Origin of the sequence: Marinobacter sp. M5B (genome assembly GCF_042604615.1) — a bacterium.
Taxonomy (GTDB): domain Bacteria; phylum Pseudomonadota; class Gammaproteobacteria; order Pseudomonadales; family Oleiphilaceae; genus Marinobacter; species Marinobacter salarius.
In genome coordinates this window covers 369,984-389,017 of the sequence record NZ_CP156894.1, presented here as the reverse complement: position 1 = coordinate 389,017, position 19,034 = coordinate 369,984, and the positions used below count along the sequence as shown (strand labels likewise).

Below are 19,034 nucleotides of genomic sequence, written 5' to 3'. Positions count from 1 at the left end.
CACTATTTGGGGGTGGGATTCATCCCACGCCCTATCCAGGCCGACCAGGAATAAAGCCCCAGCGCCACCCAGATCATCACGAAGCTCGCCAGCTTCTCCCCACTCATGGGTTCATCAAACACAAACAGCGCGATGAAGAACTGCAGCGTGGGGTTGATGTACATCAAAAAGCCCACGGTTGCCAGGCGTAGCCGGCGGGCCGCACCGGCGAAGAACAACAGGGGGATGGCGGTGACGATACCGCTGGACATCAAAAGCAAGGCAATGGTGATGTTGTCATTGAAATGGGATTCTCCGGCCGAGCCCAGAAACCCGAGAGCCAGCAGACCGACCGGTAACAGAAGCAGCGTCTCAACAAACAGGCCCGAAAGACCATCCAGCTCCACCTGCTTTCGAAGCAGGCCATAGGTTCCGAAACTGAACGCAAGTACCAGGGTGATCCAGGGCACCACGCCCAACAGAAAAAGCTGATAAAGGATGGCGATGGTCGCCAATGCAACCGCCACAATTTGCAGTCGGGTAATGCTCTCCCGCAGCACCAGCATGCCCAGACCGACGTTCACCAGGGGCGTGAGGAAATACCCCAGGCTCGCCTGGAGCACATGACGGGTTTCCACGGCATAGATATAGACCCCCCAGTTCAGCGCAATGAATACCGCACAGCCGAATACGAAACCAAGCTTTTTAGGGCGTGCCAACGCAGCAGTGATGGGTTTCCAGCGCCCCAGGAAACTCACCACGATGGCGAGAAAAACACAGGACCAGACGATCCGGTGAACCAGCACCTCGTAAGAGGGCACACCCTCGAAAAGCGCGAAGTAAATGGGGAAACAGCCCCACAAGGTATAGGCGGCCAGGCCGAAACCCACGCCTTTTGCTGCATCAGGCGTAGCATGTTTCACAGACAACAGGCCTTGTATTTTCTGCCACTTCCGCAGGGGCAGGATTCGTTCCGGCCAGGCTTGAGGGTCCCTTCGCGGGTATCGCCCGACACGTAGTACCAGCGCTCATCATCGCGGACAAAGCGGGAGTTCTCTTCCAGATACCCCCAGCCGCCGCCTGCCCGGTAAAGGGCGCGAAAGTGCACCGTGCCTTCGTGTTCACCTTCCTCTGACGACAGTACCTGCAGCGACACCCACTTCGGCGCCTCGGTCAAATCAAGGTCTTGAGGCCGGGTGCTGGTGTGCCATGTGGCTTTCAGATAGTCCGTCAGATTCAGTACAAACGCGCTGTAGCGAGATCGCATAAGGGCTTCCGGTGAGGATGCCGGTTTGCCCTGATGGCATGGCTCGCAACAAGTACTGTACGGTTGGCGGCTGCCACAGGGGCAGTCGTCCGGGGTAATCTCTGGCGCCATCGGGTCGTCCTTATCGCCGGTTAGTGCTGTTCACGGACCCGGCAGACCCAGGACACGTAAATGATTCATTTTAACAGTTTTAGTTGCCCTGCGGCTGTGCTATCAACAATCATCAACTGACCTGATCGAGTAGCCCGATTGTGACTGACCTCTCCCTGCTGCAGATACTCCTTGCTAACCTGGCTTTGCTGGCCGGCGCCTGTTTGCAAGGCGTGGCAGGTTATGGCATCGGTACGCTGGCGGCACCATTGCTGTTCCTGATCAGCCCCATACTGATACCGGCGCCGCTGGTTCTGAACGCCGTGGTGCTGACGATTCTCATGCTACTGAGGAACCGGGGCGCGTTACAGGTCCGCGAGGTGCGTTTTGCCATTGGCGGGGGCGTTGGCGGCATGATCCTGGCCGGGATCACGCTGATGCTGATTTCACCCACGGGGTTCGAGCTGGCGTTCGGCGTTCTGATCCTGATTGGCGTATTACTGAGCGCAGGGGGTTTGCGACCTGCCCTGAACGCTCGCAACAGTATCCTGGCCGGCGCTGCCTCGACCTACATGGGAACCATTACCGCCGTTGGCGGCCCACCGATTGCACTGATCTACCAGAATCAAAAGGGGCCGCTGGTGCGGGCCAATATGTCGGCCTTCTTCCTGGTGGCGAGTTTTTTCAGTATTGCCGCCCTGGTGGTTTCCGGTTACCTGGGGCAGCGAGAGCTACAGTTGTTTGCGGTCACCTTTCCAGGGGTTCTCATCGGCTTCTGGCTTTCCGGCAAGCTGGTCAACCGCATGCCTTTTGACGGACTGAGGCCGGTCATTCTTGGCATCGCCGCCGTTGCGGGTGTGGCGGCACTGGTTCGCGGGCTGATGTCGCTCTGACCCCGGGACTACTCGGCCCACAGCCTCGCCCGGAAATGGCTCTGTTTCCACAATACCGCGACCCATATCGCGTGAAGATTGATCAAAAACGCCAAAATCCACTCGAAGGCGTCGTCTATCTGGCTGTACACCCCTGGCACAACGGCTGTGAGGATAACCGATAGAATACCCACCGCCAGTATCAGCCCACACAGCCACAGCAGTCGCTTGCCATTGGCATGCCATCGCGGGTGTCCCTTCAGGGCCGAGCTGATCAGCAACTGTGCAATGAACGTCAGCGAAAAATACAGCACGACACCTATTCGGCGAATCAGATTGAAACCGTCCCCTTCGTGGCCCAGAGCCAGCGTGTATGCGGCCAGCGACATACACGCGACAAAGCCCAGCCAGGAGACCCAGGGCCGACCGCGGCTGGTGGCACCCAATTGCTGTAGCCAACGACCGTTGAGGGCCCAGAACAGAATGCCGAGAATCGCCGCCGGCAACATGGTGCCCTTGAAAATGAAATAGCTGGTACCGTATCGGCCGGTGCGGCTAATGCTCGTGCAACTGTCCCAATAGGGAATACACCAGGAAATATGCCCCTCCAGCACCGACACCGCGAAGGTTGCGTGAATGGTGACCAGCGGCGTCAGCGTGGCGGCGAGCGCCAGCCACCACAGGGGGATGCCATTCCTCACGGAGGTCATAACGTTATTCTCTCATTACAAAATAGTTGGAAAATCGAGTGCTTGCAGACTGTCATCTATAATAGATTAGCAACGTATTACTCATTCGCGATGACTTTGTGCGCATCATTCAGTCGCTTCTCTACCTGATTTCGGTTCCACATGATAAGACGACACCCTCTGCTTCAACTGCTTGCAGTCGCCCTACTTTTACCCTTCGGTTTTGCCAATGCTGTGGGTCAGCCGCCTAACATCGCGTTCTATTACGGTAACGAAGCCCCAATAGGCAGCTTGATGGCCTACGACTGGGTGGTACTGCAACAGGATCAGGCCAGCGATGCACGTATCGACCTGCTGACCGAAGCCCGCACAACGCCCATTGCCTACGTCAGTGTCGGAGAGATGGCCCGCAGCCACCGCCTGTTCGCAAGCCTGCAGAACAGCTGGCTGATCGGCAAGAACCCGGCCTGGTCGAGCGCAGTGCTGGACCTGCGCAACCCCGAAGTCCGCGCCTTTCTGCTGGACAACCTCATTGACCCGGCCTTCGAACGCGGCTTTCAGGGGGTGTTTCTCGATACTCTGGACAGCTTCACGCTTGCCGCCAGTGGCGAAGCGCAAATGCAAGCCTTCGCCGAAGCCCAGACAAAACTGATTTCAGACATCCGCGCCAGGCACCCGAATGGCAAGATCATCCTCAACCGCGGTTTCCACCTGCCGGACAGCGTTATCGGCCAGGTCGACGGGCTTGCCCTGGAGTCCTGGCGTAATGGCTACAACGCCAAGGACAAGCGTTATTACAAAGTCTCTGAAACGGATCGCCAGTGGCTGGACAAACAGCTACAACGCTGGCGTGAGGCACGACCTGACATGCCCCTGATTGCCATCGATTACGTCGCGGACGCCTCCCAGGCCGAGGAACTAGCAGGCCAGCTACGTCGCGACGGTTTCGTGCCCTGGGTGGCCAACCCGGCCCTTGATCGCCTCAGCCCGTCCAAACCCGTCCAGGTGAAACGCCACGTTCTGGTGATTCATGACTTGCCGGAATTCAACATGGACCGAAGCGCTGCCCATCGTTTTGGTGGCATTATCCTGGAGCGTTCTGGATTCATCCCACAGTATCATTCCGCGCTAGAGCCCCTGCCAACGGAGCCCACCGAAGACCGGTATGCGGGTATTCTGGTGTGGTGGGAAACCGGGGATCGCCACAGCGGCCTTTGTTCATGGCTTGCCCGGCAGCAGGACAAGGGCGTACCCGTGGTGCTGATGGGGCTGATTCCCGGCAACCCGGCGTGCAGCGGCGTGATGGCCGCCAGCAGTACCGCTGTGCCTGCTGCGCCTCTGAGTCATGAGCGCGCACACCCATCGGTGACCAACTACGAAGGTAGGCGGCTTCCTTCCCTGACCACACAGGCCATGCCGAAAGTAGAAGGACACACGCCCTGGCTGACCATCACTGACGCGCAGGGCCAGCAATTCTCGGCCATCTACACCCATGACAAAGGCGGCGTGGCCTCAGCGCCCTTCCTGTTCGAAACCGGACCCGACGACGAAGCCTACTGGCTGTTCAATCCCTTCGAGTTTATCCAGCAGGCCTTCAGTGCACCTGCCATGCCGGTAATTGATACCACCACGGAGAATGGCCGCCGCATACTCACCGCCCACATTGACGGCGATGGCTTCGTCTCGCGGGGGGAATTCCCCGGCAGCCCGCTGAGCGCCCAGGTCATCCAGGATGAGATTCTGTCACGGTATGAGGTGCCCCACACCGTTTCGGTCATCGAAGCGGAAGTTTCACCCGAGGGCCTATACCCGCGCGCCAGTAAAGAGGCAGAACGCATCGCCAGGGCCATATTCGGAATAAATTCGGTGGAAGTTGCATCTCATACCTACAGTCATCCGTTCTTCTGGCAATCGATAGAAGGTGGCCCCGCACCGAGGCTTGAAAACACACTGTATGGCTATTTCATGAACATCCCGGATTACCAGGCTTCCCTTGAACGCGAAATCGAAGGCTCGGTGGGATACATCAATCAACGCCTGGCCCCGGCGAACAAGCCCGTATCGGTGTTCCTCTGGACAGGCGACGCCCGGCCCGGCGCCAATGCGCTGAAACGGGTTCGGGAAGCCGGTCTGGTCAACGTCAATGGCGGCAACACCAAGCCATTGCCTTACGCTTCCGAACTGGCGGATACCTGGCCCGATGCCAGGCCGGTAGGCGATGAGTTGCAAGTGTACGCACCGGTGATGAACGAAAACGTCTATACCAACAACTGGACAGGCCCCTATTACGGGTTTCGCAATGTGACGGACACTTTCCGAATCCTTGAGGACAAAGGCCGGCTGAAACCCATGGGCATTTACTACCACTTCTATTCGGGCACCAAACCCGAGGCCCTCGGAGCCTTACATGAGGTCTACAAATACGCCCTAGATCAACCCGTCACACCGCTCTATCTCAGCGACTACGCCAAGCGCGTGCAAACCCTCTATTACTCGGCGTTGCTCAGGGACGATAACGGTGGCTGGCACTGGCGCGGTATTGGCCAACCCCACACCGTCACCATTGAGCAGGACCGGTTTCCCGACCTGGAGAGAAGCACTGGCGTCGCCGGTTTCCACGATGCTGCCGGCCACCGCTACGTGCATCTGACCGGTGATTCGCCCCGCCTGCTCCTGACCGACTCCGCCCCGAAAGGCCCCTGGCTGGCCCACGCCAATGGGGTACTTACCCAATGGCAGCGCGAGCAGGTAGCCGGGAAATGGCGGATAACGCTGGGTTTGCAAAGCCATCGGAACGTGGAATTCACCCTTGCCGGAACCCGCCGATGTACAACCAGCGGCGGTTCGGCACGGATGTCACGGTCGGGTGAACAGGTGCGGATTGTTCTCAGCAGCCGGCAAACAGAATCCCTGATGCTGGAGTGCCAATAGCGTTATGCGTCGGAACAGGGAGTCCTTTTTCAGCTTGCCCGCGCTGGTCCTTATGGGAGCGCTTATCGCGCTGGCGTTGTATCTGCTGTTTCCGCGACAGGCAGTGTTCGAGAACCCGGAGTACCTTGAAACGCCAGACGCCCTTTCCATCGCCTATCTGGAAGTGCTACTGCGTTCGGATTCAGACAACGTTCCCTTACGCCTCAGCCTGGCCCGGGCCCTGAGCACAACCGGCCAACTGGAACGCGCAGACCAGGTACTGGCCCCCTTGATGGCACAACAGACGGTGCCGGAGGAGGCCTTTGAGTTTTACCTGGAACTGCAGGCTCAACGCCTGTTTGCAATCCCAGAAGGCCCCCGGAGGGAGGCCCGGAAAGACCAACTCTTTGCCGACGCCCAGGCGCTGGTCCGCCAATCCTATGAACCGGAACGCATTCTGGAGCTCTTAAGGCCAGCCTCCAGCTGGCTGAGCCAGCCCCGTTACCTGACACTGCTGCAAGGCGTCGAGGACCGGATGACCAGCCCCGGCCAACGGCTTCAACTGGCCCGTGAAATCGCTCGGCTGGAGGAAGCAGAGGGTCGGCCTGGAATGGCTGCAGCGACCTTGCGCCCTTATATTGACACCGTCCGCCCCGAGGCCCGCGATGAGTTCATCGACAACATCATTCGCCTGGAGCTTGCCGGCGGCAATCCAAAAGCGGCGCTGGCACTCTTCAAGCAAAAGCTCCCGGACACCCGGATGTCGGAACCAGCACAGACCGAAGGTATCCGGCTGGCAAGACTGGCTGGTTCGGCTACGGACGAAGCCACCTGGATTCGGCAACGGGCGGACCGGCATCCCGACAACACAGAGTTCCAGCGAGAATTGCTGGCCTTTCAACTCGCCGCCGGGAATCTGAAAGCAGCGCTCAATGCTATCCGGAGGCTACAGAAGACACCGGACAGACTCACTCGCGAAGATCGGCAAACCATTGCTCAAGTGCTGGAGTGGAACGGCCTGCCGCAGGAAGCGCTGCCTGTATGGGTGTCCCTCTATCAACAAACCGGTTCCGCGCAAGCCTTCCAACGATCGGTGGATCTGGCGCGCGGACTCTTCCAGTGGGACACACTGCGAATGCTGTTAACCGAGGGGGCCAGGCAGGAGCGTTTGCAACCGGAAGGCTATATCACCCTGGCCGACGCATTGGTGGGTTCCGGGCGTTTCAATGATGCAAGGGAATGGCTAACGGAAGGCCGATCACGATTTCCCCGGTCCGACACGCTTAGGGAACGACTACTGACGCTGCTGGTTAACCTGCGTGATTTCCCCGCCGCCATTGAACTGCTGGAAAACGAGCCACGGTTATCCGACGCCGACCGCATACAACTGGCCTCTCTTTACTGGCGCACACGGCAACCTGAACGCGCCCTGGCGCTGTTGAATTTCGAGCCGCAAGACCGGCAACTGGCCGAGACAGTTCAAATCATGCGGATGGACCTGGCCAACAGCCTGGGTAGAACCGACATCCTGAAGCGGGATTATGAAAGTCTCCTGGCCAGAAGCGACTCTGAGCTTACGCCGAATTTAAAGGAGCGCCTGCTCAACCTGGCAGCCCTTTTCGAGGACTACCCAAGGGCCCTGTCGTTGAGCGAACATCTTTTCCTTGAAACCGGGGAACCCCGGTTCCTGGCCGCTATCGCTGAATACCAGTTGGCGCTCGGGCAATGGCAGGAACTGGAGCAAACCCTCGAACGCTGGCAAACGGACGTTCCCACTGCCCGCAACAACCCGCGCTACTGGTCACTTCGGGCATTGATTCACCAGCGCAACGACGAGGTCCTGGCAGCAAACGATGCCTACCGCGCCGCGTGGGAGTTGGCACCCGACGATGAGAACCTGATGATCAGTTGGGCCTGGCTGCAACTTGCCAATACGGAACAGTTCGCCGACACCCTTCCGGCCCTGCTGGCCCGAATCGGTGATACACCTTCTCCCGCCGCCTATCCGGTCCTGGCGTACGGTTACAGTGCCCTGGGCCAGCCGAGACGGGCTCTGAACTGGTTTCGTCAGGGTATGGATACCCGCAGTGATGACATTGAGTGGCTTCTGGCGACGGCAAGACTGCTGGATCAGACCGGTGCACCCGGCACCGCAACCGATCTTCGCCAAAAGGCCGCGAAAAGATTACAGGAAGACCCATCCACCCGCTCCAGCCGCTTTGCGGTGTACAGTGAGGAAGGGCTGCTCAAACTGGCCTGGCAAACCTTGGCGACCTTTCCTCGCAGCGGCGAAGGCGACGACCCTGACCAGAGGGGATTACGCGAAACCCTGGCGTACTTTGCGTCCAATCAGGGTGACACGCTGGTCGCGGAGGCCCTGCTACCGGCACCGGACGGCCGAAACGCAGCGGTGCGCCAACGCATCGGACAAACCCTACGGTCTGCGCCGGAAAACCGCGAACAACAGACAGGCCGCTATGTTCGGCAGCTTGATCGACTCAACAGTCCGATGACGGCGGAACAACAGAGGGTGACGATGCAGGACACGGTAAATCTACACCAGACGTTCAACCGTGCCATTCAAGTGGGCAGCCGCTGGCAGAACCTGGGTAACTTTACCGTTCAGCGCAGCGGGATAACCGGGCAGTTCAGCGAAGACGAGTTTCGCTGGAAATTGTCTGCCAGCACTCTCAAGGCGAGCGATTCCGGGCGACTGATAAGCACCCCCGGTCGCAGCAGCGAGACTTCTTTCGAGGTGGACAGGCGCTCAGGCAATAGCGCCTGGTCGCTATCGGTCAGCCAGTTGCCACGCTACCAGCAGGATGACCTGGCCATCAGCGCTGCCTTCGACCAGCAATGGTCTGACCGCATCGCCTTCGGCGCCGGCTACCATTTCCAGGAACGCACACCGGACAGCGCCGAAGCCTGGTGGCTGACCCGCCGCGACCGCGCCTACGCCAGCGCCAGCTACACCCCTTTCTCCCGGCTTAACCTGAATGCCCAACTTGAGCAACTGACGGTCAACAGCCTGGAGAACGATCAACTGGCGGACGGCTACGGGCTGGACCTGAATGCCACCTACACCATTTTTCGCAATGACCCGGCCTGGATTATCAGCGCCGGTTATCGAAACCAGCAGCTATCCCTGGCCGAAACCCTGCCCTCATCCACCCTTGCGGCACTGGATCAGCCACTGGAAACCGCCAGCCTGCTGACCGAGGAGTATGAACGTATCGGTGTGGGCACACGTTGGTTCCATGGCTCACCCCACGCTCTGTATCGCTCGACACCCTCACCCCGCGCATTTCTCGGTTTGGACGCCGGTTATGTATTATCCACTTCAACGGCGGAAATCGGTGTGGAAGTGGGCCTGGGTTGGCGGGTGCTGGGGGATGATGAACTGGCCCTGTCTGGACGCTGGTCGTCGGAAGGGCTGGACGGCAACGGCCGAACCGAATTCAATCTTACGTACACGATTTACCCTGGTCGCTGAAGGAGACTGTTATGAAAACACTACGCCATAGCCTCTGGCTCACCCTGTTACTTCTGGCTGGCTGTTCGGTTATCCAGAGCCAGGAGGGCTCGCCGATTCCGAAGGATGGACAGTTTGCGGTGCTGCCGCTGATCAACCTGTCACAGACACCCCAGGCCGGAGACCAAGCCGCCAGTGTGCTGTCCGCGATCCTGAGAGCCAAGGGCAGCGAAAACGTGACCCTCTACCTGCCCGATGACCGCAACCCCCTGCTGTACGAAAGCAGTGAACGACAGCAAACAGCTCTCGCCACGGCCCGCAACGATGGCGCGGACTACCTGTTCACGGGCACCGTGGAAGAATGGCGCTACAAAAGTGGGCTGGATGGCGAGCCCGCCGTAGGCATTACCCTGGAAATACGCAACGCAGACGACAATCGCGTAGTGTGGTCCGGCACCTCGGCCCGCACGGGATGGGGTCGTGAAAGCCTGAGCGTGGCGGCCCATAAGGTTCTGGACGAGCTGGCCAACGCCATGCCACTGATCGAAAGCCAATAATACCGCCTGAGCAACAGGGTTCACTATGGACGAAGCAGAGCAGATAACGGGCGAGAAGGTACGGGTACCCATTGCACTGAAGTGGCTGGAAACCCTGCTGATTACCGCGTTTTTCCTGGCCTTTAGCGTTTGGCACCGGCCGGATGATCCGTTCTATCTGACGGGAAACTTTCCCTGGCCCGTGCTGGGACCGCTACTGGTAGGCCTGAGGTACGGCTTTTTCATGGCGCTGATTTCAGCCCTGATCATCATCGCCGCCCTGGGTTTTCACTTGCGGTTTGAGATCACCAGCGGCACCCGTGATTTTCCCTACGTGTGGACCACCGGGGTACTCGGCATCAGCCTGTTGGCGGGTGAGTTTCGGGACTACTGGGGCCGCCAGCAGCAAAAACTGGAAGCGAGCAACGACTACCGCGGTTCCCGCCTGGAAGAGTTCACCCGCAACTACTATCTGCTCAAGGTGTCCCATGACCGACTCGAGCAACAACTGGCCGGCAGTTCCAGCAGCCTGAGAGAGGCGCTTAGACGCCTGTACGCACAGATTGGCGAAGCCGATCAGGCCGGCCTGAATCAGGAGACGGCCTCATTGATGCTCCAGCTACTGGGGCGTTACGGACAACTGCAGATTGCCGGCATCTACGCCGTCAATAATGGCGTACCCGAACCGGAACCACTGGCAACGGTCGGTCGCTTCCGCAAGGTGGACCTGAAAGATCCACTGCTGCTGCACGCACTGGCGGAACGGAAACTGGTGTCGGTGCAGACTGAGTTCCGCCAGCGTATGGGCGACCTCGACACCGATCTGCTGGCAGCCATTCCCCTGATTGACTCCGAAGATCGCTTTATCGGCCTGTGTGTTATCGAGGCCATGCCCTTTTTCAGCTTCGAGGCTCGCTCGTTGCGACTGCTGGCGATCCTGGCCGGGCACATGGCAGACATCGCCCATGAACACTCGGAAATACAGGCCGGCGGATCACCGGAATGGCGTTACTTCCGGCGCCATCTGGCCCGTGCAGGCCGCGACGCGGAATTCTTCAACCTACCCGCAGCGATGGTGGGCTTGCCGCTGGCCGACAGCCGCAATGGCCAGTTGATTGCCGACCATATTCAAAAAGTCCGCCGGGGCCTTGATGTGATTGCCGAGCATCGGGCCGGCAATCAGCGCTACATCGTTGTTTTGATGCCGCTCACCGATGAACTGGGCCTGGCCGGCTATCTACAACGGCTGGACGACGGACTGAGGGAACAGCTGGGGTTGCATGCCAGTGACCTGGTGACACCGCAAACCCTGCAAGTCCGTAATCGGGCCCAGGCCGATGAGTGGGTGCAGGCCTTCCTGTTCGACAACCAGGGAGAGCACAACCAGGGAAAGAACAGCCATGGCCAATAGCTGGTTTGCACTGCTCGCCCTGGCGCTGGAAACCGGCGGCGTCACCGGACTGCTATCACCCACCGCCGGCAACCTTGAGCTGGCCGCTTACCTGATCGCCCATGCCATGGCCTGTGCGCTGCTCACCCTGATCCTGCTGCCATTGATGCCGTCGCGCTATCGCGGGCAGCCCATTACCACAGGTGTCTTCCTGTTCACCCTGCAGTTTGCCATCCCTTTCATTGGCAGCGTGGGCCTGGTACTGGGCATGTTGCTGGCACTGTATCTACCGCGGTCCAGTCGCGACATACCCTGGCAGGAAGTGGACATCCCCGAACTGCCATTCCAGCCGATCGATATGGATCTACAGGTGGTTTACAGCCAGGGCGGCCTTCGCCAGGTACTGCGCGAAGCCATTAGCACCGACAAACGCCTGAAAGCACTGATGGCCACTCGCCAGATGAACGACCGGGACGCCATTGAAATTCTGCGTGAAGCTCTGAAAGACCCGTCTGACGATGTGCGATTGCTGGCCTATTCCATGCTTGAGCAAAAAGAGAAAACCCTGGCCCAACGGGCCGGCACTCTCCAGCAGTCACTGCAGAACGCCGACGACCTGACCAGTGTTTCCCTTCAGCGGAGGCTGGCACAGGTTTGGTGGGAAATGGCTTATCTGGGCCTGGCCCAGGGCGGCCTGCGACACTACTACCTGGACAGTGCGGGGAAACTGCTACGACGACTGGTGGCCCGACGCTCCCAACACAACGACTGGCGCCTGCTCGGCCGTGTGGAACTCGCCCTGGGTAACATCGACAACGCGGAAGAGGCCTTCCGTTCGGCGCTTGCCGGCGGCTCGTCACCGGAATTGATCATGCCCTACCTGGGGGAAGTCGCGTACCTGCGCCGGGACTTTGCTCAGGTGCGCCAACATCTTTCGGCCTGCCCTCTTGAGCGTTTCCACCCCGCCAACCGACCGGTTATCGAGTCATGGTTATGACATTACCCAAAACCAGCGTAACCCCCAAAGCTGACATCGCCCTGTTGCTGGAAGGCACCTATCCGTTCATCCGGGGCGGGGTGTCCTCCTGGGTGCACCAGGTCATTACCGGCTTGCCGGAATACACCTTCGCCCTGATCTTTCTGGGCGGCGACCGCGCACATTACGGCGAGCAACAGTATGTCCTGCCAGACAATGTCACTCACCTGGAATGCCACTACCTGATGGACACCGAAGCTGCTGGCAAACCCCGGCCACGTCGGGGTAACAAGGCCGCCTTCGAGGCCCAGAAGTGCCTGCACGAGCAGTTCAAGTCCGAAAAGTCAGTACCGCCAGACATCCTCCACAAGGTGTTTGCCGACCTGGGCCAGAAGCAGGGTATCAGCCGTGACGACTTCCTCTACAGTGAAGAAAGCTGGGAGATGATTGACGAGAACTACCGTAAATACTGTACGGAGCCGTCCTTTGTCGACTATTTCTGGTCGATCCGTATCATGCACGCGCCATTGTTCCAGCTCGCCGAAGTGGCGCGAAAGATGCCGGCCGTGCGCATGCTGCATTCCATTTCCACCGGTTACGCGGGCTTGCTCGGCGCCATCGCCAGCGAGCAGCGGGGCATTCCCTTCGCGCTCAGTGAACATGGCATCTACACCAAGGAACGCAAGATTGACCTCTCCCAGGCCCAGTGGATTCACGACCCCACGGACCAGGTCAGCGGTACGCTGAATGAGCAGTTGGGATACATTCGCCGGCTCTGGATCCGTTTTTTCGAGGCCCTTGGACGACTGGCCTACCAGCAGGCGGACCCGATCGTGTCGCTATACCAGGGCAATCAGCAACGGCAGTTTCAGGACGGTGCACCGCCTGAACGTACCTGTATCATTCCCAACGGCATTGAGCCCACCCGCTTCGACGCCGCAAGGAAGGCCCGCCCCGACCACATCCCGAAAGTGCTGGGACTGGTCGGGCGGGTCGTTCCCATCAAGGATATAAAAACCTTTATCCGTGCCATGCGCTCGGTCAGCGAAACCATTCCCGACGTGGAGGGCTGGATCGTCGGTCCGGAAGACGAGGACGAAACCTACGTACGCGAGTGCAAGGAACTGGTGGATAGCCTGGGCCTCAACCAACGAGTGAAATTCCTGGGATTCCAGAACGTCAACGACATTCTTCCTCAGCTTGGACTGATGGTACTGACGTCTATTTCCGAAGCGTTGCCGCTGGTAATCCTGGAGGCCCACGCTGCGGGCCTGCCCTGCCTGGCTACCGATGTGGGCGCTTGCCGCGAATTACTGGAAGGCGCCAGCGACGAAGACCGTGCACTGGGCGCCAGCGGTGCTGTGGTGCCCATCGCAGATCCTGAAGCGACCGCGCGGGAAGCGGTGCGGCTGCTGTCGAACCCCGAGCAATGGCAACAGGCTCAGAAAGCGGGGCTGGAGCGGGTACAGAAGTTCTATACCCTGGAAAGCATGTTCGGGGCCTACCGCTCCATTTACAACAAGGGGCTGAACGGCTAATGGCAGGCATCGGTTTCGAGATACGCCGCATCCTCAAGCGCGACAGTTTCCTGAACCTGTTCGAGGCCTACGGCCTGGCCGGTATCATCAGCTCCGGCCCCTGGGTGCTGTCGGTGCTCGGCGTCATGATGATCGGGGTGATCAGTTTCACACTGGCGGTATCTGATACCGAGGTGGTTCAGTTCCTGGTATCGGTGACCTACCTGATGGCCGTCTCTCTGACCCTGTCGGGCCTGTTCCAGCACGTCTTCACCCGCTGGGTGGCAGACCGGCTGTACGCCAAGCGCAATGACCTGATCCTGCCCAATTTGATGGGGCTGATCTGGGTCACTACGGTACTGTCATTGGGGCTGGGGTTGATGGCCATGGTGCTGTTCTTCAGCGACACTTCGGTGCTGTACCGCCTGCTGATGCTGGCCAACTTTGTCGTGCTGTGTAACCTGTGGCCGGTGACAATCTTCCTGTCCAGCATGAAGTCCTATCGTCGCATTGTGGTGGTGTTTGCGCTGGGTTACGCCACCGCCGTAGTCAGCTCCATGGTGCTGTCACAATTTGGCCTTGAGGGGTTGCTGGCCGGCCTTCTTCTGGGCCACAGCCTGCTTTTCTTCAGCTTCTTCTACACCATTATCCGGCAGTATCCGGGTGACCACTTCATCCGATTTGATTTTACCCGGCGGCGGCAGATTTTTCCGGCGCTGATCCTCACCGGCCTGCTGTTCAATGCGGCGGTGTGGGCCGACAAATTCATCTTCTGGTTTCACCCGGACACCTCACAGCCTATTATCGCCAGCCTGCGCGCGTCGGTGATCTACGACTTGCCCATCTTCCTGGCTTACCTCTCGATTATCCCCGGTATGGCGGTCTTTCTGGTTCGCATGGAAACCGACTTTGCCGAGGCCTACGAGCGTTTCTACAACGCGGTACGGGAGGGCGACACCCTGGAACGGATCAATCGCTTCCGGGACCAGATGGTCATCGTGGCCCGCAACGGAATCTACGAGATCTTCAAGGTGCAGGGGCTGACGGTCATCGTAATCTTCCTCTGGAGCGAGGAAATCCTGGCGGCCATCGGAATATCCCCTCTGTACCTGCCGCTATTCCACATTGACCTGGTCGCCGTTGGCATCCAGTTACTGTTGCTGGCGATCCAGAACGTGCTGTTCTACCTCGACGCACGAGGCATTAACGTCACTCTTTGTGCACTGTTTTTCTTCGGCAATATTGCGTTTACGTTCATCACCATCGAACTGGGAGCGTCTTTCTACGGCTATGGTTTTGCCGCCGCCGCCCTGCTCGCAGCGCTGACCGGCCTGTGGCTGCTGTCGCGCAAGTTCGACAAGCTGGAGTACGAAACCTTCATGTTGCAGGGACGGTAGCGCATGCTAGGCTGAAATGACCGGCACGTTTTCTTTTGGTTACAGCATTTGACACTATTTTAGGATTCAAGCGATACACGGGCGTAGCGTTCACTCATACTTTGGTTGAGGCGCACAAACCCGGAGTTTGATCGGGCGATCGCGCCAATCCTGGCTTCGAGAAAATCTACTATGCCAATGGGCCGCGAAGACATCATAGAGACTGAAATCCCGGTATCCCAACTGGCAATAGGGATGCATGTGATTCGTCTGGACCGGCCGTGGGAAGATACCGATTTCCTGCTGCAGGGCTTCATTCTTCAGACTGAGGAAGATGTGCTTGCCGTGCAGCAACAGTGCGAAACGGTCATCGTGGAAGGACGTGTACAAGTCGCTCCAACTGCCGAGAGACACGCGCCGGTGAGCCGACGTAAAACATCGGCTAAAACCAGCAAGCCCAACGTTTCTCAACAGCCTTCGGCCATCCCCAAGCGGAAAGTCACCTACGTCAATAAAGTGGACGCCAGCCGGGAAATGGCAACGGCACGGATGAACTATGCCGATGCCAAAGCCACGGCTAAAAACATCATGTCCAGCCTGCGGCTCGGGCGGACCCTGGAAATGAACCAGATCCACCAGGTGGTGGATGATTGCGTGGATAGCGTACTGCGCAACGACAATGCTCTGCTACTGCTCACCAAGATCAAAAACAAGGACGAATACACGGCCGAACACTGCATCAACGTATCAATCCTGTCAGCTGCGTTTGCCAAGCACCTGGGGCTGCTGGAAGGCGAGATTCGCACTGTGGCACTGTGTGGCCTGCTTCACGATGTCGGCAAGATGCGCATTGATGACGAGATCCTGAACAAGCCCGGGGCCCTCACGCCCGAAGAGTTCGCGGTGATGAAAAACCACACCACTTTTGGTCGCGATGTGCTTGCGGCACTCCCCCGACTGGCACACGCGGCCGTTGATGTTGCTTATTCCCATCACGAACGAATGGATGGCAAGGGCTATCCACGAGGCCTGTCCGGGCAGCAGATTCCACTGTTCGCGAAAATCGTGGGGCTGGTCGACACCTACGACGCCATCACCAGCTCCCGGGTTTACGACAAGGGGCGGGCGTCCATGGAAGCGTTGCAGATTATCCACCGCAACAAGGGCGCCCAGTTCGATGCGGAGCTGGCGGTGGAGTTTATCCGCATGGTTGGCGTTTACCCGCCCGGTTCCATCGTGGAAATGACCAACGGTGAGGTAGGCATCGTAGTGGCCACCCATCCCACCAGTAAACTCAAACCGCGGGTGCTGCTTGTGCGAGACGCAAACAAGCAGCCGCTGGCCATCTTTCGCGAAGCAAACCTGTTAAAAGAAACGCAGGACAGCTCCGGACAACCCTACAAGATTGCCCGGGAAGTGCCGGACGAGAGCTTCGGCATCGTAATGAAGGACTTCATCGAACAGGGCATTCTCAACCGTAAAGCACCGGACGTGTCAGCTTCGGTCGATGACGGCCATGGTGAGTCTTGAGATACAGGTCAGCTTGCCTTCCTCGTTTTCCAGCTTTATTTCCCAGACCTGCGTTGTGCCGCCGATATGAACCGGGCGTGCGGTTCCGTATACCCAGCCCTTGGTAACGGAGCGGATGTGGTTGGCGTTGATGTCCAGCCCCACAGCAATCTGGTTCTCCTTGCGCAAGCAATAATTGGCCGCCATGCTCCCCAGGGTCTCCGCCAACACCACTGACGATCCACCATGGAGAATGCCAAACGGCTGAACCGTGCGTTCATCGACCGGAATCCGGCCAATCACGTAGTCATCACCAATCTCCACGTATTCAATACCCATGGTCTCGACAGCGGTGTTTTTACTGGCTTCGGCCATTTGTTCGAGGGTGGGGATACTGCGGGTCCAGATTGCCATCGACTGCTACCTCCTAGTGTTGTGGGCCCTGTAAGCTGAGGGGCCCCAAAGCTCTTTAGTGTATACAGATAGGTAGCGAACGACCATAGGGTGGGTATCCAATAAACGTATGCCATCAGGCAAGATCAACCACACTCCAAATTGTTATTGATAATCGTTTGCATTAAAGATTATTACTGCTAGTCTTTCAGTGAGTCGATGCAAACAGGAGACGGTGTGATGAGCCGAGCAGCAACTCAACTGGCCGGCAACGCCAGCAGCATTTTTCAGGCGTGGCTGGATCTGAAACAGCAGTCCCGCCACGACACGAAGCGCCCAGCCACCCAGGCCAGTCACTCGACCGGCGTCAGAGCTCTTCCCAGGCCGGGAACGGATCGTTGAGCGTTTGCCAAAACGCCTTCCCTGCCAACAACTGCTCCTGATCCACCAGTAGGTCAGTCACACTTCGCTTTTCTTCTTCCCCCAAGGTCTATCTCTGGGTTGAGCACAAAAGGCAAAAGCTTGGCTTTCGAATTCGTTATGTTATAACATAACATTAATGTCGAAATCGGCAATTGAATGGGTAATGAAGGGAAAGGGCTGGTCCACAGGTCGCCTTCACCTGGCCGCCATCCACGGTTGGTTCTGGCGCTGGACTGGCTTTGAGCTACCTCTGAAACGAAATGTTATAACATTTAACACAACAAGGAGTTTGGAATGACAATTCAAGACAATTCGAAAGCCGAACGGAATTGGGCTCTTTCAGGCCGTTCATCCATGGCCATCGCCTTTTCCGCCATCCTGATCGCAGGGTGTGGCGGCAGCAGTTCGGATGACGATGATTCCCATGAGCATACCGACATCGATACCGCCGGCCGTCTAGCGCTGTTCGATACTGACGCTAATGCCGTAAAGGTGTTGGACATCGACGACAACGGTCAAACCCTGGCCACGTTTGAACTGACGGGGGAAGCCCCCAGACTGTTCAGCAGCCCCGATAGCCGCTATGGGGTCGTTATTCAGCGTGGCGACGATCTGGTTTCTTTTTTCGACAGTGGTCTGTATACCGAGGACCACGGCGACCACATGCATGATTACGCGGAAACGCCAACCAAGCTCAACCTGACGTTGAACGATAACCGCCCCACTCACTACTCGCTGGGCGACGATCGGGGCATCGTTTTCTTTGATGGCTCAGACGCCGCCAGCTCCAAAGTCACCGTGTTCACCGACGAGTCGCTGGGTGGAGGAACCGCCGAAGCCTCCCTGGATCTGGACAACAACATGCACGGCGTTGCCAAACTTGCGGATAGCAAACTGTTCGTTACATACCGCGATGCCTCTGTCACCGACACCACCTTGCCCAGCCAGGTCGAGCGCTACGATTTCGCCAACGGCGCATTCGCGTTCGAGGAACGCTACAGCGAAACCTGCCCCCGGCTCCACGGTGCAGCGGCCAACGATCACGTTGTCGCCTTTGGGTGCAGCGATGGCGTCCTGGTCATTGATCTGCACGGCGTCTCTTATCCGGCGACCAAGCTTGGCAACCCTGACACCCTGGAAGACGGCAGCCGGATCGGCACACTGGCGAGCCACCACAACGTTGAGGAAATGGTCGGCATTGCCGGTGATCAACTGTTTGTGATCGATGCAGAAGCGGCCACAGATAACTACAGCGAACTCGCGCTTGAAGACGGCGTTGGCCGTATCGCCCAGGGCTTTGATGCCCACGGCGAGGTTTTCTATGTCATGGGCGACGACGGCAAGCTGCGGATTTTCCATCCGTCCGACGAATGGGCCCTGGCCGCAACCCTTGATATCACGCCCCCTCTGGCGGAGACGGATGCGGCTCCAGCCATCGCACAGTCCGCGTCGGAAGACCGCTTGTTCGTGCTGAACCCCAACGATCAGACCATCATCGAGATAGACACACACGACGGTGACATCGTTCGCACGATCACTCTGGACTTCGCCGCATCCGGACTGGTCTGGCTTGGCTTGCCAGACCACGATCACGATCACGAAGAATGACACCAGAGAACGCTCCATCCGCACACA

The 19,034-nt window shown here is 58.5% G+C and carries 16 protein-coding genes; 12 read left to right on the top strand and 4 right to left on the bottom strand.

Features of this window, described 5'->3' with window-relative positions; all coding sequences use genetic code 11:
- Positions 1-2: 2 nt before the first annotated feature.
- Both rarD and AAGD24_RS01760 read right to left on the bottom strand, forming a co-directional pair.
- On the bottom strand, positions 3-902 hold the full coding sequence (rarD, locus tag AAGD24_RS01765) for an EamA family transporter RarD (protein ID WP_036202390.1): 900 nt from the start codon (positions 900-902) through the stop codon (positions 3-5).
- The gene (locus AAGD24_RS01760) at positions 899-1,246 is read right to left on the bottom strand and encodes a YchJ family protein (RefSeq protein ID WP_075195441.1); all 348 of its coding nucleotides are present in this window, start codon (positions 1,244-1,246) and stop codon (positions 899-901) included. The genes rarD and AAGD24_RS01760 overlap by 4 nt, the downstream gene beginning before the upstream one ends.
- Before the next feature lie 251 nt (positions 1,247-1,497).
- Between AAGD24_RS01760 and AAGD24_RS01755 the strand changes: the two genes are divergently transcribed.
- Positions 1,498-2,229, top strand: a complete 732-nt coding sequence (locus AAGD24_RS01755) for a sulfite exporter TauE/SafE family protein (RefSeq protein ID WP_036202386.1) — start codon at positions 1,498-1,500, stop codon at positions 2,227-2,229.
- Between the two features lie 8 nt (positions 2,230-2,237).
- Here the strand turns inward: AAGD24_RS01755 and AAGD24_RS01750 are convergent, their stop codons facing one another.
- Positions 2,238-2,918, bottom strand: coding sequence for a hypothetical protein (locus AAGD24_RS01750; protein ID WP_379866324.1), 681 nt, complete (start codon positions 2,916-2,918; stop codon positions 2,238-2,240).
- Between the two features lie 273 nt (positions 2,919-3,191).
- Between AAGD24_RS01750 and AAGD24_RS01745 the strand changes: the two genes are divergently transcribed.
- From AAGD24_RS01745 to AAGD24_RS01710, 8 genes are all read left to right on the top strand, one after another.
- The gene (locus tag AAGD24_RS01745) at positions 3,192-5,828 is read left to right on the top strand and encodes an endo alpha-1,4 polygalactosaminidase (protein ID WP_336146345.1); all 2,637 of its coding nucleotides are present in this window, start codon (positions 3,192-3,194) and stop codon (positions 5,826-5,828) included.
- A gap of 4 nt (positions 5,829-5,832) precedes the next feature.
- A complete protein-coding gene (locus AAGD24_RS01740) occupies positions 5,833-9,300 on the top strand; it encodes a tetratricopeptide repeat protein (protein ID WP_228210246.1) in 3,468 nt (1,155 codons plus the stop codon).
- 11 nt (positions 9,301-9,311) lie between these two features.
- On the top strand, positions 9,312-9,836 hold the full coding sequence (locus AAGD24_RS01735; RefSeq protein ID WP_379866322.1) for a hypothetical protein: 525 nt from the start codon (positions 9,312-9,314) through the stop codon (positions 9,834-9,836).
- Positions 9,837-9,861: 25 nt separating this feature from the next.
- Complete coding sequence (locus tag AAGD24_RS01730) at positions 9,862-11,226, top strand: PelD GGDEF domain-containing protein (RefSeq protein ID WP_127402323.1); 1,365 nt, start codon at positions 9,862-9,864, stop codon at positions 11,224-11,226.
- The gene (locus AAGD24_RS01725) at positions 11,216-12,202 is read left to right on the top strand and encodes a HEAT repeat domain-containing protein (RefSeq protein WP_036202376.1); all 987 of its coding nucleotides are present in this window, start codon (positions 11,216-11,218) and stop codon (positions 12,200-12,202) included. The genes AAGD24_RS01730 and AAGD24_RS01725 overlap by 11 nt, the downstream gene beginning before the upstream one ends.
- Positions 12,199-13,719 carry a GT4 family glycosyltransferase PelF gene (gene pelF, locus AAGD24_RS01720; protein WP_036205546.1) on the top strand — a complete coding sequence of 507 codons (1,521 nt, stop codon included), beginning with the start codon at positions 12,199-12,201 and terminating at the stop codon, positions 13,717-13,719. The genes AAGD24_RS01725 and pelF overlap by 4 nt, the downstream gene beginning before the upstream one ends.
- Positions 13,719-15,095 (top strand): exopolysaccharide Pel transporter PelG, encoded by a 1,377-nt coding sequence (gene pelG, locus AAGD24_RS01715; protein ID WP_036202374.1) that lies wholly within the window; start codon positions 13,719-13,721, stop codon positions 15,093-15,095. Before pelF ends, pelG begins: the two co-directional genes overlap by 1 nt.
- A 171-nt stretch (positions 15,096-15,266) precedes the next feature.
- Positions 15,267-16,604 carry an HD-GYP domain-containing protein gene (locus tag AAGD24_RS01710; protein ID WP_286810073.1) on the top strand — a complete coding sequence of 446 codons (1,338 nt, stop codon included), beginning with the start codon at positions 15,267-15,269 and terminating at the stop codon, positions 16,602-16,604.
- Here AAGD24_RS01710 and AAGD24_RS01705 read toward each other — a convergent pair.
- Positions 16,569-16,997 (bottom strand): hotdog fold thioesterase, encoded by a 429-nt coding sequence (locus AAGD24_RS01705; RefSeq protein ID WP_036202370.1) that lies wholly within the window; start codon positions 16,995-16,997, stop codon positions 16,569-16,571. The two genes, AAGD24_RS01710 and AAGD24_RS01705, sit on opposite strands and share 36 nt — an antisense overlap.
- A 219-nt stretch (positions 16,998-17,216) precedes the next feature.
- Between AAGD24_RS01705 and AAGD24_RS01700 the strand changes: the two genes are divergently transcribed.
- From AAGD24_RS01700 to AAGD24_RS01690, 3 genes are all read left to right on the top strand, one after another.
- Positions 17,217-17,378, top strand: coding sequence for a hypothetical protein (locus AAGD24_RS01700; protein ID WP_159265582.1), 162 nt, complete (start codon positions 17,217-17,219; stop codon positions 17,376-17,378).
- A gap of 177 nt (positions 17,379-17,555) precedes the next feature.
- A complete protein-coding gene (locus AAGD24_RS01695) occupies positions 17,556-17,642 on the top strand; it encodes a DUF1826 domain-containing protein (RefSeq protein WP_199480295.1) in 87 nt (28 codons plus the stop codon).
- 51 nt (positions 17,643-17,693) lie between these two features.
- Complete coding sequence (locus AAGD24_RS01690) at positions 17,694-19,007, top strand: hypothetical protein (RefSeq protein WP_379866319.1); 1,314 nt, start codon at positions 17,694-17,696, stop codon at positions 19,005-19,007.
- Positions 19,008-19,034: the final 27 nt, after the last annotated feature.

What these genes read in the sequence shown, in the direction of transcription:
- AAGD24_RS01760 (WP_075195441.1), bottom strand. Translation starts at nt 1,246, where the DNA reads ATGCGATCTCGCTACAGCGCGTTTGTACTGAATCTGACGGACTATCTG.
- AAGD24_RS01750 (WP_379866324.1), bottom strand. Translation starts at nt 2,918, where the DNA reads ATGACCTCCGTGAGGAATGGCATCCCCCTGTGGTGGCTGGCGCTCGCC.
- AAGD24_RS01745 (WP_336146345.1), top strand. Translation starts at nt 3,192, where the DNA reads ATGGCCTACGACTGGGTGGTACTGCAACAGGATCAGGCCAGCGATGCA.
- AAGD24_RS01740 (WP_228210246.1), top strand. Translation starts at nt 5,833, where the DNA reads ATGCGTCGGAACAGGGAGTCCTTTTTCAGCTTGCCCGCGCTGGTCCTT.
- AAGD24_RS01735 (WP_379866322.1), top strand. Translation starts at nt 9,312, where the DNA reads ATGAAAACACTACGCCATAGCCTCTGGCTCACCCTGTTACTTCTGGCT.
- AAGD24_RS01730 (WP_127402323.1), top strand. Translation starts at nt 9,862, where the DNA reads ATGGACGAAGCAGAGCAGATAACGGGCGAGAAGGTACGGGTACCCATT.
- AAGD24_RS01725 (WP_036202376.1), top strand. Translation starts at nt 11,216, where the DNA reads ATGGCCAATAGCTGGTTTGCACTGCTCGCCCTGGCGCTGGAAACCGGC.
- pelF (WP_036205546.1), top strand. Translation starts at nt 12,199, where the DNA reads ATGACATTACCCAAAACCAGCGTAACCCCCAAAGCTGACATCGCCCTG.
- pelG (WP_036202374.1), top strand. Translation starts at nt 13,719, where the DNA reads ATGGCAGGCATCGGTTTCGAGATACGCCGCATCCTCAAGCGCGACAGT.
- AAGD24_RS01710 (WP_286810073.1), top strand. Translation starts at nt 15,267, where the DNA reads ATGCCAATGGGCCGCGAAGACATCATAGAGACTGAAATCCCGGTATCC.
- AAGD24_RS01705 (WP_036202370.1), bottom strand. Translation starts at nt 16,997, where the DNA reads ATGGCAATCTGGACCCGCAGTATCCCCACCCTCGAACAAATGGCCGAA.
- AAGD24_RS01700 (WP_159265582.1), top strand. Translation starts at nt 17,217, where the DNA reads ATGAGCCGAGCAGCAACTCAACTGGCCGGCAACGCCAGCAGCATTTTT.
- AAGD24_RS01695 (WP_199480295.1), top strand. Translation starts at nt 17,556, where the DNA reads ATGGGTAATGAAGGGAAAGGGCTGGTCCACAGGTCGCCTTCACCTGGC.
- AAGD24_RS01690 (WP_379866319.1), top strand. Translation starts at nt 17,694, where the DNA reads ATGACAATTCAAGACAATTCGAAAGCCGAACGGAATTGGGCTCTTTCA.